Origin of the sequence: Microbulbifer sp. ALW1 (assembly GCF_009903625.1) — a bacterium.
Lineage (GTDB): Bacteria > Pseudomonadota > Gammaproteobacteria > Pseudomonadales > Cellvibrionaceae > Microbulbifer.
The window spans coordinates 3,062,280-3,076,975 of record NZ_CP047569.1 but is presented as its reverse complement, the minus strand read 5'-3'; the positions used below and the strand labels follow the sequence as shown (position 1 = coordinate 3,076,975).

Here is a 14,696-nt window from a genome sequence, read left to right as displayed (position 1 = left end):
GGCCGCGCACCATTCTTGATCACGCCGGATACCGTTTTCACAAGCTTCACCTGCGCATCATTTTCGCACTAGCTAGCGCACCAATTCGCGGCGCCCTACTTCTTTGTGCACCGATAGTGAGCATCTCGAGATAATCAAAACCGAACAATATCCTGAAAAACCCACAAATTACTGTCGTATCGGTCAATAAATATTAGTGGCACAGCATTTGCTAAGTCAATTGTGCGCACTTTAGCGTTGAGTATAAGCGGACAGGTAAGCCTCGCGGTTTGAGACACTCTACCCGGTCATTGCTCACGGCGTGATTCAAGAACCGGGTAGCTGCTGCTGTCAGGAAGCTTGTTGCGGTGAGACCCAATACCTACCACTAAATCTGTCCGCAGGTCTGTCGCAGCAGTTTGCCCACCTTAATCGCACGTATCACGTCGGCCCCAATCAAATACATTGATATGGAGACAGATCATGCGTCTACTCAACTTTTCGAAGACCCTTGCGGGTTTTGTTTTGCTGCTGTGCTCACCGGCGCTGTGGGCTGCCGATAAAGTCACTTTTCAACTGGATTGGCTGCCGGGCGGGGATAAAGCCGCCGTTTACGTTGGTATTGCCAAGGGGTTCTTTGCTGACGAGGGGCTGGAAGTCGAGATCGCCCAGGGTCGAGGCAGCACTGACGCCATTACCAAGCTGGCTACTGGCCGATCCGATGTTGGCCTTGCAGATATCGGCGCCCTGCTCGCCGCCCGCGCGGAAAGCAATGTGGAAGTCAAAGCGGTGATGACCGTTTTTAGCGATGCTCCCCATGCGTTCTTCACCCTGGAGGATAGCGGTATCAACGGGGTAGCGGACATAGACGGCAAGCGCCTCGCCTCTTCCCCGTTCACTTCGTCCAATATGTTCCTGCCACTGCTGCTGGATATGAGCGGCCTTCCCGAAGACAGTGTGAAGCTCATTAAGGCGGATCCTGGTGCACTGAATCCTATGCTGGTGAACGGCGCTACCGATGCCATCATTGCCTGGGTAACGGACATCCCGAAATACCGGGCGCAAGCAGAAGGCGCGGGCAAGTCGATCAAGGTTATTCCCTGGTATAGCGCCGGCCTTTCAATCTACTCATCATCTCTGATCGCCAGTGAAACTTTTATTGACGAGCGACCGGACGTAGCCAAGCGCTTTGTACGCGCTTATAAAAAATCCATGGACTATACCTGGGCTAACCCGGAAGAGAGTGGTGCTGCTGTGCACACAGCCGTACCCGAAGTCGATGCATTAATTGCTGCCGAGACCATCAAATCCATCAAATCACTGGTGTACAACGACATCAGCGCAAAAGATGGACTGGGTGCTCTGGAAGCAAAGCGCCTGGAAAAAACCTGGCAGATCGTCGCCAAAGCAAAAGGCTTGGACTCTGCGGCGCTGGACCCGGAAGCGGCAGTGAGTCGACAACTGCTGGACTGAGCTGGCTAATAAGGACGAAGTAAAGAGCGCGAGCCGGGCGCGAGTGCCCGGCCTTACTGGAGAAAAAAATGAATCCTTACGTAACCTTGAAAGGCGTTGGGCATACCTATATTAGCGATGAAGGCAAGGCCATCAAGGCATTGCACGATGTGAACTTTGATATCAGCAAGCATGAATTTGTTGCCGTAGTTGGACCTTCCGGTTGTGGCAAGTCTACCCTGTTGCGACTCCTCACCGGTCTTCTGATCCCATCCGAAGGTGCCGTGGAAATGTTCGGCAAAGAAGTCGAAGGACCGCGGGATGAAACCGGGATCGTATTTCAAAAGCCCACGCTGTTGCCATGGCTCAGCGTGAAAGAGAATGTCTTGTTTCCCATACGGCATAAGCACGGGGCCGTAAAAACAGCGGATAAACGGCGAGCGGATGAACTGCTCGCGATGGCAGGACTGTCGGAATTTGCCGAACGCATGCCCGATGAGCTCTCTGGCGGTATGCAACAGCGTGTTGGTATCGTCCGCGCGCTACTTCTCGACCCTGAAATTCTAATTATGGACGAGCCTTTCTCGGCCCTTGATGCCCTGACTCGTGAGGAAATGGGTTTTGATCTGCTGAAAATTTGGCACGAGCGACCGAAAGCCGTTCTGTTTATTACCCACTCCATCTCAGAAGCGGTGCTACTTGCAGACCGTGTGCTGATCATGAGCGAGAGACCCGGAACCATCAGCGGTGAAATAGCCATCGACCTGCCGCGTCCCCGTTCCACGGCAACCATTCAGGACAGTCGCTTCGGTCGTTATACCGATGAAATCCGTCGATATATCTACCAGCCCCGTGAAGCCGCCCCCGCGCCATCTATCGCAAAAGCAGTAAACCTATGACTCAGACAATCATGAATCCACAACGCCTCAAGCAGTTGCTGCCTATGGTGACGCTGCTCAGCATTGTCCCTCTCTGGGAAATTCTCTGTCGCACGCTGTCGATACCCGATTATCTACTGCCTTCGCCCAGCCGAATAATAAATGCCTTTTACGAAGTAGATTCCGCTCGTTGGCTGGATCATCTGTGGGCGACATTGCGTGTTGCGGTATTGGGTTTTGGCCTCTCGATGCTGATCAGCTTTCCCCTGGCGGTCGCTATGGTCTGCTCTCGCTATATGACCAAGACGCTGTATCCGCTTTTGGTCATTATTCAGTCGACCCCTGTGGTAGCGGTAGCGCCCCTGATAATTGTGATCTTCGGAACCGGGGACGCCCCGCGACTTACCATTACCTGCCTGATCACCTTCTTCCCACTTGTGGTGGCCATGACGACGGGCATGCTGGAAACCCCGAGTGAGCTGATCGAGCTATCCCGCTCACTCCGGGCCGGTCGTCGTAAGGAGATACTTCAGATACGCCTGCCCTACGCCACGCCGCATATCTTCAGTGGTATGAAAGTCGCCATTACGCTCTCCATCATCGGTGCTGTCGTTGCGGAATTTGTCGCCGCGGAAAAAGGGCTGGGATATTTCATCCAGTTCTCGACATCCTTCTTTAAAGTGCCGCAGGCGTTTTCCTCTCTCATATTCTTGTCTGCGGTCAGTTTGGCACTGTTCAAGCTTGTGCAGTGGATTCAACAGCGCTTCTTTAGCTGGAGCTTACCGAAGGACCAGCGCGTGTAAGCCAGATACCGGCTTTCCCGTCGCCATGTGCAGTTCAGTGACGGGTAATCAGGAGTAGAAGCGGCAGGTATCCCAACAGGAACCAGGCATTGCTCCATTAGCAATCGCGGCCGAACGGTCGCAACTTTTATGGAGACCACAATGACAACCAGTAACGTGCAATATGCACTGGATGAACTCAAGTTTGAATCAACACTCGGCGGATTAGGGGAGGAAGCCGAAAGCAGTATTATCCCGTTAATTGACCTGTCCGATTTTGAAGAACGCCGTGAGGAAATTACCGAAGCCTTATGGCAAGCGGCCACCGAAGTTGGCTTTTTCCAGCTTTCGAATCACGGTATCCCGCTGCAAGACATACAGAAAACGTTTCGCCTTTCAGAAGAGTTCTTCGCACTCGACACGGGCGAGAAGCAGCAATACCCGCTCAAAGACGGGACAAATGCTGGATGGGAATACATGGCTCAGGTACGCCCTTCTACTGGGGTTGCTGACCGTAAGGAGTCCTACCAGATCACCCTGCCCAATATGACCGGACTTTGGCCCTCAGACGAGGTGCTACCCAACTTCCATAGCGATATGCTGGATTTTGAACGGCAGTGTTGGAAATTGGGAATGCAGGTCCTGTCCTGCTTTGCCGAGCGCCTGGGGTTCGACCGGGATTTCTTCACCCGGGCGCACCATCCGGAATCGGCTGAATACCAGAATACCTTGCGTCTGCTGCACTATCTGCCGATCGATAATCCGGAACAACTCGACGGAAAAAGCTGGCGCGCTGGTGCGCACACGGATTTTGACTGCCTGACGATGGTGTTTCAGCAGGAAAATCAGGGAGGACTACAGGTTTGCGGTGGCAAAGACGCGCGCAACCAGCTCGTTTGGTATCCCGTAATCCCGCAAAATGGTGTTATCACCTGTAACATTGGCGATATGTTGATGCGCTGGAGTGACGATGAGCTCAAGTCCACATTGCACCGTGTGAGGATGCCACGTCCGGAAGAAGGACAGCATTCTCGTTACAGCATGGCCTACTTCTGCCAGGCGAATAAAGACATGATGATTCAAGGTCCCCAGAAACGCTATGCGCCGATCAGTGCGGCGGATTACTTGAAGCTTCGTATTAACGCGAATTTCGCAGACTCCAAGGGCTGATCTAATCGGGGCGCGTATTACGCGCCCTACTCCTGTCCCGTCCCATCCCATCCTTTCAATGCCTGCTTCTGGCGCGCTCTGATATTTCTTCTATCCTCACCACTAACAAAAACCCCGGCCAGTGGCCGGGGTAATGCTTAATTAAAGACTAAATTCGACAAACAGCTGAGGGTTCTTTTGATCCTGGCCGTCTACCCCGTACATATTCTTGCGATAGTCGTATTCCAGGCCTGCGAAGAAAGTACCGGGATTGCCGAAGACTCCCCCCATATCCAGCTTCAATTTCGGTTGTAGCACGATTTTCATCGGCACATCCTGACCAAAATTGGTTTCTGTAGAGGTTTGCAGGTCAATGAACCCTTCCAGGCTCATTTTCGTGTCACCCAGGGAAAACGGAATGCCCCAGGCACTGGCAAAATGGTAACTGGTATCTTCTTCAACACCGTACTTGTTTTTGCCGTTATCCCGAACGTAAAGACCAGTGTCTATCCATGCATACCCCGGCAGGCGCCAGCGTACAGATGAGCCGATCAGTAGATTGTCCACATTGGGCGACGCCGCATACTCCCAAGTCGTTGCCACATAGACATCCTTGATCAAACCTGCCTCGAATCCTTTACCACCAGTGAGACTGAAATCTACATTCAGCTCACCGTAGGAACTATCTTCGAGTGTCTCTTTATCATCGGTCTTGAAGCGGTCGACAAAAAAGAAGCTTTTTCCCCAGTTGTAGGACGCGGCATTGGCAAATGTCAGCACGCCACCGCTACCGTCTTCGCCACTAAACGGATTCAGGTATTCATTTGCAGATAACAGGGTTACAGATGTATTGCTCCAGGTAATTTCAGCCTGGGCACCACTTGCCAAAGTTACCAAGGAAAGCGCAGCCAGGGATTTTTTCATTATTTTCATGTTGATCCTCATAAATTGAGTATTCGCTTTATGAGACCCACATAAATACCTACCCGGAAATCTCCCTTAGAGATTTTCGACTAGGTACTTCATTCTATATTGTTGGTCGCCAACTGGATGCGCGCCTAAAAGGAAAATGATCAACCAGAAAAATAATACATAAAGCTGTCCGATCGGACAATAGTTTTAGAGGTGCGATTGTGTCGAACAATAGTGACTTTCTTTTGCTGTTTGTACATTCAGGTCTATTCGAATAAATAATTTGACCGTACAGATCGGATTTATCAGATAATGTCGCAAATAGCAGTAGTCACGCCGCGCATTAGCGAATTTCACAGGGGACGGATGTGAAGATTGAGGATGTAAAAGCTTCGCTGGAGGCAGATAAGAAATACAAAGTGGGTAAAATTCGGGAGCAGAATTACAAGGACATCTTAGAGGCGGCAAAGATAATTTTTGCCCAGTATGGCTACAAAGGCGCCAGTATGATGTCCATTGCCAATCAGGCTGGTCTCCCCAAAGCCAATATCCACTACTACTTCAAGAGTAAATCTCTGCTGTACGCGGCGGTGCTTGAGGAAATCATTAGCGAGTGGAACCGCAGCTTTGAAGTAACCGAAGACGATGATCCCCGGGATGCACTGGAATCTTACATCTTGAACAAGGTGCGGCAGTCCTGTGAAAACCCACTACCCTCCAAGCTTTTTGCTACGGAAATCATTGCCGGAGCGCCGTATTTGGATGAATACATACGCGGCAACATGCGCAAATGGTTCCGGCACAAGGTTGAAGTGATTAATAGTTGGATTGCGCAGGGAAAAATACAGCCGGTGGATCCGGAGTATTTGTTGTTCATGATTTGGTCATCCAGCCAGCACTACGGAGATTTTGAATCCCAGATCCTCAAGCTTCTGAACAAAGGTGAGTACGACGATACTGACATTGAGCGTATCGGCCGTTTTGTAGCCGAAATGATTCTTGCCAGGTGCGGCCTTACGCCCAGCTGGAAAGGCTGACCCCAATTTTTGCTCTATCGCAGTTCGCGTCCGGCGCTAGGCAAGTTCGCGGAGGTCGCCGCCCAGTTCCTGCTCCACCTTTTTCTTGATCTCCATGTGCGCCTCTTCCTGCTCTCTCTGCAACTTGCGGCGCAAAATAGCCGCTTCGAAGCGGCGCTTTTCGATTAATGTGATGGGTTCAAACTTGGGCACAGGAATGGGGCGTCCATCTTCTCCCAGTGCAACCATCGTGAAATAGCAGCTATTGGTGTGCCTGGTGGTCCGCTTGCGGATGTCTTCGGTAACCACCTTGATGCCGATTTCCATTGAGGTATTGCCCGTGTAGTTTACGGACGCGAGGAAAGTCACCAGTTCCCCCACGTTGATCGACTCCCTGAATAGCACGCGGTCTACCGTCAGTGTAACCACATAGCAGCCGGCAAAACGGCTGGCACAGGCATAGGCCACTTTGTCCAGATAAGACAGCAGTTCACCACCGTGTACCTTGCCGGAAAAGTTGGCCATGTCTGGCGTCATCAAAACGCTCATGCTGAGCTGGTGATCTCGGGCTTCCATCACAATCTCCCTCGTTTCGACCAATTGCCTCAGGGTCTTTTCCCGGTATCGAGTGATACTTGGGGCCCTTCCCCTGGAGCTACCCAGTATTCGAGTTGCAAGATGCGGGCCTGCCGGGGAATTACTTGCGTTGTATCAGGCCTTTAGTCTATTCAGAAGCTTCTTTAGAAGCTTGTTCAGAATGACCAAATGACACGGTCTTCAGCACATTGATTCGCGCCAGATATGCCGCACGGATGCAGGATACGATACGTTTCCCGTTGCTGTCGTAAGAAAAGCCAGTCACCGTCTCGCATTTGGAACGCTCATTGCGAAGCCAGTCCAGTTGCGTCTCCCGGATGCTGTCGCGAACTTCCGGGTTGGCTCTCTTTTGTTGGTAGATGGCATCCATTTGGCGGTCCAGGCTCGATAAATACCTGGAGCCACAAATTTCCTTCTCTACCCTGGTTACAGCTTGCTCACAACGGAAGCTAGGCCCTTTGACTGCCGGGGGACTGGCGTTGTGTTCGGTTGGAAAATTGACTCTGGCGACTCTGGGCTGAGGCTTGATTCTTGAGGATGGCATCGGCGTGGCAGTTCTCAGCGGCTTCTGGCCAGCAACTGCTTGCCGGCATTGATCGCCTATATGCTGCGGTGACGACTCCATAAGTCCGTGTCCCTTGCAGCTATCCAGAGCCAGCTGCATACGTGCAATTCGCAAGTGATACGCCATTTCTATACAGCGCCTTTCCCTACACGCATCTCTGACCTGTAGCCAATCTCGTTCCGATTTCCCTACATGGGGCTGGGCTTCTGGAATTTCGGCCAATTGCGCATAAATGCCCTGGAGTTCGGCGCGGAGGTGGCTTAATTCAGTATCCTGGCAAATCAGCTTTTCGACCGGATCACTGGCTATAGCGCAGGCAACGGCTTCCGGGTCAATCTGAATAGGGTCTGCTACAGGCTCCTGTTTCGGTGTATTACAGGCAGTTAGTGCGATGAGTGGCGCAATTAATGGGCCCATAACAATGTATCGGATTTCAGCTGTACGACAGTTGGCTTTCATGGATCTCCTTCTCTCGAGTTGTTTTTATATTGCATCCGTTCCGGGGCTCACCCTGCTCTCGCGATACTTCACGGCGGCCGAAAGTGGCTTGCCAGCAGCTGCTCAAGGGATTTAGCTGATCGTATCTTTAATCAGGAAACGTGATTCAGGAATTCCGGAATGACGGACTCCAGCCAGTATTCCGGTCGCCACAAACTGCCGCTCACAAAACCCACATGCCCTCCCCGCTTGCTGATGGCAAGCTGAACACTTGGGCTTACCTCGCGGGAACCGGGAACCGCATCCGGACAGACAAATGGGTCATCCATTGCGTGAACAAGCAGGGTTGGACGTGCGATATTCTTCAGGAAGGGGCGGCTCGATGCCTTGGTGTAATAGTCGTCTACGCCCTGAAACCCATGCAGTGGGGCCGTAAAGTGGTCATCGAAGTTGCGAAAATTGCTGAAATAGCGCGCTTGATTCAGCGGAGGCATGGCCTTGGCCAGCGCTGGATCCTGCGCTTTACGTCCCAGGCTTTCCTTCAGGCTTGTAAGCAGGTGACGCTGGTAAACCTTGGATAAGCCCAGGTTCATTCTGCGACTGGAAAGGTGAAGGTCCAATGGGGCTGAAACGGATACCGCTGCGCTCAGCGGGCTGCCCTCCCCGTCTTCCCCCAGCCATTTCAACAAGACGTTACCGCCCAAGGAATAGCCTACAGCCATCAACGGTGTGTTGGGATAATGCTCGCGTAATTGGGTCGCGAGCCATCGGGGGTCTTCGCTGTCGCCACTGTGGTAGGCCCGCGGCAACAGGTTCGGAATGCCGCCGCAACCGCGAAAGTGCATTACTGCGACCTGAAATTTGGTACCCATCAATACCTGCATCAGGCCCTGTACGTAGGGAGATTCTACAGAACCTTCCAACCCATGCAGTATCAGGACAATCGGCCTTTCCCGGTTATCGCAAAGAGGCGTGGGGGTATGCAGGGCCAGGCGGTCCTGATCCGGGGTGGTAAACCATTGGAGCTGGGTGCGAATCCAGGGCCTGGGCCGGTGATAGCGAGAGAAAATGGTCTGCAGATGGCAGTTTCCGAGGCCTATCCCAGGTTGAAAATGATTGATCAGGCTCTTCTCTTTGCCGGTATCGAAAGCAGTGTGATTCAATGTAAAACGGCCCTTGCTGAAAATAACCGCGATGAATGCGGTGAAGGGCCGAAAGCCTAACCTTGTGGCCGGTAAGTTACCAGAGGACTAAACCGATTTACCGGCAGGTTCCGGCGAAGTTACTTTTTCATAAAAACGGTATTCTCCACCCGTCATGATCAGGTAGACGACATAAGGCTCGAAATCCCCACCCCGGTACATGCCTGGGCTTCCTTGAGGCATGCCCGGGACGGCCAGTCCGATACTGTCTTTGGGTGGATTGGACAGGTATTTCCGAATCAGACGCGCGGGTACATGCCCTTCAAAAACATACTGGTTACGCCATACACCGGTGTGGCATCCCTGCATGCTGGGCGGCACCCCCCACTTCTGTTTCACACTGGCAGTATCCAGGCCGTTTTCGCTGCCGACATTAATCGCATTCTGCTGCAGGTGCGTGATCCAGTCTTTACAGCAGAGGCAAAACGGCGACTTGTATACGACCATGTCCTCTTTGTGACTGGGCTGATCGCCACTGCCGTTTGTGTCTCCGGGCGCGCTGCCGCTGGTGCTGCAGGCGGAAAGCCCGTAGACCATAAACGCAAAAACGGCGGCTTTAAAAAACAATGAGGCACTCACCCTCAGGTCAAGGTACTTCGGCATAGAAAATCGCATAGTGATGGTTATTGTCCGTCCAGTATTGCTTGGTGTTAAAGCCTGTTTCCTGCAGCAGTGCCCGCAGTCCAGGTAAGGTGTATTTATGGCTGTTCTCGGTATGGATGGTTTCACCTTCGGTAAAATGAAACTGTGTGCCCGCCACTTCGACGCTCTGCGCAGTCAGGCTCACAAGATGCATTTCCACGCGCTGGCGCAAGCTGTGATAGAAAGCCCGGTGCGCAAACGCATCGAGATCAAAATTGCCCTGCAGTTCACTATTAATACGGTGCAGTAGGTTTTTATTGAAGGCTTCCGTAACGTGGTTGCTGTCGTGATAGGCCCGCTCCAATACCACAGAATCCTTTACCAAATCCGCGCCTATCAGCAAGCCATCGCCGCTGGATAATTGTGCGGAAAATTGACACAGCAGCTCTCGGGCTTTTTCAGGCGTGAAATTGCCAATGGTTGACCCGGGGAAAAACAGGACCTTGCGATAGTGACTCTTTGGCAGGGAGTCCCAGGCCGCAGGATCGGTGAAATCGCCAATCACCGGTACGACTTCCAATTGCGGTAGCTGCCCTTGAATCCTGCGCTGGGCCGCAAGTAGGATTTCCGGGGATATATCCAGGGGGTAATAGGCTACTGGCTCGGACATGGCGGCGAGCAGCGGCTCGGCCTTTTCACAGTTGCCTGCCCCAGGTTCCAGTAATACGACCTCCGGCCCCAGAGCCTGCGCTATCTCTGGTAATCGGCACTCGAAAATTTGCCCTTCGGTACGGGTGAGGTAGTAGTCGTCAAGTTCGCAAATTGCCTCAAATAACTTGGAGCCGGCTTCGTCATACAAATATTTACACGGCAGTGTCTTCTGGCTGGCAGACAGCCCTGCTACTACATCTTGTGCGAACTGTTGTCGCTGCTGGTCCAATTGAGTGGACGCTTGATGCCATGCCTTCCCTGCTTTCTCTGCCACGGTCGCTGCCAAATTCACTATATGTCTCCCGCCAGTCGAATCCCTGAAAATTGCCAGGCTTGGTGAGGATAGAAGAAATTGCGGTAACTGATTCGGATATGGCTGCGCGGTGTCACGCAGGAGCCGCCCCGCAGAACCATCTGGTTGCACATGAATTTGCCGTTGTATTCGCCTACCGCATCTGTGCTGGCTTTGTAGCCCGGATAAGGTTGATAGGCGCTGGAGGTCCACTGCCAGGCGTTGCCCAGGAGTTGTAAATTGCCATCGCTATCTGTCTCGGTCAGCGGCTGAAAACTTCGGTTTTCAAGCATGTTTGCCTGTTGTGCCGCATTCTTCTGACAGTGCAGCCAGGCGGCAATTTCCCATTCAAACTCTGTCGGTAGTCGCTGGCCCGCCCAGCTAGCGAAGGCATCGGCCTCGTAAAAATTGAGGTGGCAGACCGGTGCCTGCAAGTCGAGTGGTTGCAATCCCGCCAGGGTAAATTCAAACCATTCCCCGTCAATTTCCCGCCAATACAGTGGTGCCTGCAGGGCGTCACCCTGTTGCCCGGCTTGTTGCACATGGCTCCAGCCATCGGATAGCCATAGGCGAGGTTCTTCATAGCCGCCGTCCTGCAGGAACTCAAGATATTCCCCATTGGTGGCAAGGCGAGATGCGATACGAAAAGCCTGCTGAAAACGCTGGTGCGCCGGACCTTCGTTGTCGTAACTGAAAAACTCTCCATCACACCCGAGGGTGTAGTTGTCCTCGGGCACCTGCAACCATCGCAGCGGTGCAGCGGTATCTGCTCCTTCACCATCCCACGCGAGATCTTCCCGGTAGGCTGGTGCCAGGGGATTCATGGAAAGTGCGTGTTTGATATCCGTGAGCAGTAATTCCTGATGTTGCTGCTCATGGTGGATTCCGAGTTCCAGCAGTTGGGCATGGCCTGCCGTGACATCTTCCTCTGTCAGCCACTGCTCCACGGCCCGATCGACCTGCGCCCGGTAGGCATAGACCTGTTCGATGGATGGGCGAGAAAGTAGCCCTCTTTGGGGGCGGGCAAAAGGCTTGCCGAGAGAGTTGTAGTAGGAATTGAACAGCTGGTGGTAGGCGGGATCGTAGACGTAATAATCGGGGAGATATTGACGCAAAATGAAGGTTTCAAAAAACCAGCTGGTATGCGCGAGGTGCCATTTTGTGGGGCTGGCATCGGGCATGGACTGCAGTTGCATATCTTCCGCCGTCAGCGGGTCGGTGAGACCTTCAGTTTCGCTCCGTACCTGCTGGAAGTGGCTGAGTAGTGCGGCTCGCTCATCCAGGGAAAGCTCCCGAGCCTCGTCTTGCCCCAAGTGCTCAGATCCAGTGCTTTGCGATACTGATGAACCAGCTTCTGTTATCAGACTCATCCCTTAGCTCGGTCGACGGCGGTGACTGTTATTGATCATACAACCATTGTGGCGAATTCCCATGACAATGCCGGTGCTGGCGAAGGAATCCGCGCCACGAATTTGCCTAGCATTTCCCCCAGGCACAAAAAAGGGCCGGCAAAGCCGACCCTTTTGTTGTCTGTCACAATATCTGTGATCAGAAGCGCACGGTGAAATCTGCACCGTACATGCGCGGCATAAAGCGCCATGCAGGGCTGGCACCAATGGCCGCACCGGTACCGCCGTAGCCGCCAGCGATTTCTTCGTCGGTTACGTTCTGTACCCACAGGGCCGCAGAGTAACGATCGGAAGCGCTGTTCCAGCCTGCGCGCAGGTTCATCAGCTGATAGTCCGGGATAACCCGGGCCGGATCGCTGATGGAGCCAACACGCTCGTCGGTCCAGTTGTAGTCGCCACGCAGCACAACGTTACCACCGCTGGTCAGATCCCAGGTGTATTCCGCCATGATGTTGAACTTATTCTCCGGGGTACCAACGCGGGGCTGACCTACGCGAGAGTGGGTTTCCTCTGTCTCACCGATGGATTCGATGATCTGGTAACGGGTGTACTCGGTATCCAGGAAGGAGTAGTTACCAGCGATAAACAGGTTATCGGTGGCGGCCCACTGGACTTCAAACTCGGCACCCTGCCCTTCGGCATCGGCATTACGCAGGTAGTAGTTGGGGATAGGCGCGCCTACCAGGTCCAACTGCTGCAGGTTCTTGTAGTCATACGCGAACACAGAAGCGTTGAAGCGTACGGCATTGTCGAACAGGCTGCTCTTCAGGCCAATTTCGAGGTTGGTAACGCCTTCCTGGTCGAAAGAAGGATCGATGCCCGGTGCTGCACTGAAGCTGTTGAAACCACCAGCTTTGAAGCCGTCAGCCACGGAGATGAAGGTCATCACGTCGTCGTTCCAGCGGTAATCCAGAACCAGACGGCCAGACAGGTCACTCCAGGAGTCGCTCAGATCCTGATTCAGGTCAGCAACGCCATTGTTGTTAAATGCCATGCCGAAACGCGGTGCAGGGATGGCGCCAACCGGGATACTTGGAATCGGCAGCTGGCCAATGACGCTGCCATCCGGACCCATGATGTCGACCATGCCGCCGGCCAGTGCCAGCGGTAGCGTGTTCTGGTAAGAGCTGACGATGGAGAAGTCTTTCTCATCGGCGGTGTAACGCGCGCCGACGGTCAGATCCAACTTGTCAGTCAGGCTCCAGGTGGCGTCACCGTAGATCGCCGCTGAGCGGTAGTCGCCCTTGTTCAGTACAGATTCGGTCCAGGGGGTGTCGGCCATTACCCAAGGGGTGATGCCGGCCATCAACTGAGCGGCCATCTGCTCACGATTCAGCATGCTCGCAGGCACTGGTGAATTCATTTGTTGCAGCAGCGCGTCAGCTTGTCCAGATTGCACCATCAGGTCGTATACGAAGGTAGCAACTGCCGCACCTTCCAGACCGCCAGCGATCATTGCCTGGCGCTGCTGGTAAGCCATATCTTCCACCTGAGTGGTGGTCAGATCCAGACCCAGTGCTTCTACCTGTGCTTTTACGCCCTCGTAGACGGCGAAAGATTCCAGAGAGCCAGCAGTGAAGTAAGCATCAGTGGTGTGTTCCAGCTCTTCGCGAGAGTAAGAAGCACCCAGGGTCCACTTCAGGGTGTCGGTAGCGCCGTTCAGACGGAATTCCTGAGAGAACTGGGTCTGATCGTCGAAGTTGGCAGAGCCAAACATGTAATCCGGGTTCGCGGTGCCGTCCTCGTCCTGCTGCAGGTGGGCTTCAAAGCCGCGGTAAGCAGTGATGGAGGTGAAGGTCACGTTTTCAAAATCGTGCACCACGGACACAGAGGTGCCCCAGGAATCACGATCTTCAATGGTCGGGGTGTCCAGCGCGTAGTCGCCAAACACGTCAGTGCCGCCCGCTTCCGCTTGCAAAGACGGAACGATGGAAGTACGCAGTGCACTGCCCTGATCCATTACGCCGTACTCAGCGCGCCACAGTACCTCGGTATCTGCGGTCGGTTCCCACAGCAAAGAAGCGCGGTAAGTCTGGGTATCGATGTTGCCAACCTCGAAATCTCCGGCCAGGTTATCGGCAAAAGAATCGCGGCGGTTGGTCGACGCAGTGAAGCGACCGTACAGGTTATCGCTCAGCTGACGGTTGAGCAGCAGGTCGGTGGACTGACGGCCATAATTACCTGCGGTCAGGTTCAATTCGGTGGTGTCGTCTGCCTGTGGCTTCTTGGAAATGATATGGATGGCGCCGCCAGTAGCGTTACGGCCGAACAGGGTTCCCTGCGGGCCTTTGAGTACCTCGACACGCTCGATATCTGCCAGCGGCACTTCGGCGCCTGCACCACGACCGGTGTAAACGCCGTCAACGTAAACGGCTACCGCAGGGTCAGAACCTACGGTGAAGTCACCGGTTTCGATACCGCGCACGCTGTAGGTAGGCTGCAGCGGGGTATCGTTGTTCATTTCAACGCCCGGGGTAAATTTACCCAGGTCGGTCAGGTTTTTTACGCCCATGGCCTTCATGCTGTCGCCGGTGAAAGCAGAAATGGCAATTGGAACGTCTTGCAGGTTTTCCGCACGCTTCTGTGCGGTTACCACAACTTCTTCAATCTCCGCCGCAGAAGCGGCACCGCTCAGTGCGGTAAAGGCAATGGCAGCAGAGAGAGTGGACAGGGTGAAGGACCGGTTTTTACCGGACTGGTCGGCGTTGTACATCATCGCGTCCTCGCGTTTT

The 14,696-nt window shown here is 53.6% G+C and carries 13 protein-coding genes; 5 read left to right on the top strand and 8 right to left on the bottom strand.

What is annotated here, in order from left to right:
* Nucleotides 1-462: 462 nt before the first annotated feature.
* The 4 genes from GRX76_RS12805 (at nt 463) to GRX76_RS12790 (ending at nt 4,261) form a co-directional block, all read left to right on the top strand.
* Nucleotides 463-1,452, top strand: a complete 990-nt coding sequence (locus GRX76_RS12805) for an ABC transporter substrate-binding protein (RefSeq protein WP_160153674.1) — start codon at nt 463-465, stop codon at nt 1,450-1,452.
* Nucleotides 1,453-1,520: 68 nt separating this feature from the next.
* A complete protein-coding gene (locus tag GRX76_RS12800) occupies nt 1,521-2,330 on the top strand; it encodes an ABC transporter ATP-binding protein (RefSeq protein WP_160153673.1) in 810 nt (269 codons plus the stop codon).
* A complete protein-coding gene (locus tag GRX76_RS12795) occupies nt 2,327-3,112 on the top strand; it encodes an ABC transporter permease (RefSeq protein ID WP_201276812.1) in 786 nt (261 codons plus the stop codon). The genes GRX76_RS12800 and GRX76_RS12795 overlap by 4 nt, the downstream gene beginning before the upstream one ends.
* A 141-nt stretch (nt 3,113-3,253) precedes the next feature.
* On the top strand, nt 3,254-4,261 hold the full coding sequence (locus tag GRX76_RS12790; RefSeq protein WP_160153672.1) for an isopenicillin N synthase family oxygenase: 1,008 nt from the start codon (nt 3,254-3,256) through the stop codon (nt 4,259-4,261).
* 141 nt (nt 4,262-4,402) lie between these two features.
* Here the strand turns inward: GRX76_RS12790 and GRX76_RS12785 are convergent, their stop codons facing one another.
* Nucleotides 4,403-5,173, bottom strand: a complete 771-nt coding sequence (locus GRX76_RS12785) for an outer membrane protein OmpK (RefSeq protein ID WP_160153671.1) — start codon at nt 5,171-5,173, stop codon at nt 4,403-4,405.
* A gap of 347 nt (nt 5,174-5,520) precedes the next feature.
* Between GRX76_RS12785 and GRX76_RS12780 the strand changes: the two genes are divergently transcribed.
* Entirely contained in the window at nt 5,521-6,189 is a 669-nt protein-coding gene (locus tag GRX76_RS12780; RefSeq protein WP_201276811.1) for a TetR/AcrR family transcriptional regulator, read from the top strand.
* A gap of 36 nt (nt 6,190-6,225) precedes the next feature.
* Here GRX76_RS12780 and GRX76_RS12775 read toward each other — a convergent pair whose 3' ends face one another.
* The 7 genes from GRX76_RS12775 to GRX76_RS12745 all read right to left on the bottom strand — a co-directional run bounded on the left by GRX76_RS12775 (nt 6,226) and on the right by GRX76_RS12745 (nt 14,680).
* Nucleotides 6,226-6,744 (bottom strand): acyl-CoA thioesterase, encoded by a 519-nt coding sequence (locus GRX76_RS12775; RefSeq protein WP_201276810.1) that lies wholly within the window; start codon nt 6,742-6,744, stop codon nt 6,226-6,228.
* Between the two features lie 148 nt (nt 6,745-6,892).
* Nucleotides 6,893-7,789, bottom strand: a complete 897-nt coding sequence (locus GRX76_RS12770; protein ID WP_160153669.1) for a lysozyme inhibitor LprI family protein — start codon at nt 7,787-7,789, stop codon at nt 6,893-6,895.
* Between the two features lie 131 nt (nt 7,790-7,920).
* Complete coding sequence (locus GRX76_RS12765) at nt 7,921-8,931, bottom strand: hydrolase (protein ID WP_236250355.1); 1,011 nt, start codon at nt 8,929-8,931, stop codon at nt 7,921-7,923.
* An 87-nt stretch (nt 8,932-9,018) separates the two neighbouring features.
* The gene (locus GRX76_RS12760) at nt 9,019-9,573 is read right to left on the bottom strand and encodes a DUF411 domain-containing protein (RefSeq protein WP_160153668.1); all 555 of its coding nucleotides are present in this window, start codon (nt 9,571-9,573) and stop codon (nt 9,019-9,021) included.
* Nucleotides 9,557-10,555 carry an L-histidine N(alpha)-methyltransferase gene (gene egtD / locus GRX76_RS12755; protein WP_236250354.1) on the bottom strand — a complete coding sequence of 333 codons (999 nt, stop codon included), beginning with the start codon at nt 10,553-10,555 and terminating at the stop codon, nt 9,557-9,559. The genes GRX76_RS12760 and egtD overlap by 17 nt, the downstream gene beginning before the upstream one ends.
* Nucleotides 10,555-11,868: an ergothioneine biosynthesis protein EgtB gene (egtB, locus tag GRX76_RS12750; protein ID WP_236250353.1), complete on the bottom strand. Its 1,314-nt coding sequence runs from the start codon at nt 11,866-11,868 to the stop codon at nt 10,555-10,557. Before egtB ends, egtD begins: the two co-directional genes overlap by 1 nt.
* A gap of 235 nt (nt 11,869-12,103) precedes the next feature.
* Nucleotides 12,104-14,680 carry a TonB-dependent receptor gene (locus GRX76_RS12745; protein ID WP_236250352.1) on the bottom strand — a complete coding sequence of 859 codons (2,577 nt, stop codon included), beginning with the start codon at nt 14,678-14,680 and terminating at the stop codon, nt 12,104-12,106.
* Between the last annotated feature and the right edge of the window lie 16 nt (nt 14,681-14,696).

Bases quoted from the DNA above. Each gene is read 5' to 3' on its own strand.
- GRX76_RS12805 (WP_160153674.1), top strand. From the start codon at position 463: ATGCGTCTACTCAACTTTTCGAAGACCCTTGCGGGTTTTGTTTTGCTG.
- GRX76_RS12800 (WP_160153673.1), top strand. From the start codon at position 1,521: ATGAATCCTTACGTAACCTTGAAAGGCGTTGGGCATACCTATATTAGC.
- GRX76_RS12795 (WP_201276812.1), top strand. From the start codon at position 2,327: ATGACTCAGACAATCATGAATCCACAACGCCTCAAGCAGTTGCTGCCT.
- GRX76_RS12790 (WP_160153672.1), top strand. From the start codon at position 3,254: ATGACAACCAGTAACGTGCAATATGCACTGGATGAACTCAAGTTTGAA.
- GRX76_RS12785 (WP_160153671.1), bottom strand. From the start codon at position 5,173: ATGAAAATAATGAAAAAATCCCTGGCTGCGCTTTCCTTGGTAACTTTG.
- GRX76_RS12775 (WP_201276810.1), bottom strand. From the start codon at position 6,744: ATGGAAGCCCGAGATCACCAGCTCAGCATGAGCGTTTTGATGACGCCA.
- GRX76_RS12770 (WP_160153669.1), bottom strand. From the start codon at position 7,789: ATGAAAGCCAACTGTCGTACAGCTGAAATCCGATACATTGTTATGGGC.
- GRX76_RS12760 (WP_160153668.1), bottom strand. From the start codon at position 9,573: ATGCCGAAGTACCTTGACCTGAGGGTGAGTGCCTCATTGTTTTTTAAA.
- GRX76_RS12745 (WP_236250352.1), bottom strand. From the start codon at position 14,680: ATGATGTACAACGCCGACCAGTCCGGTAAAAACCGGTCCTTCACCCTG.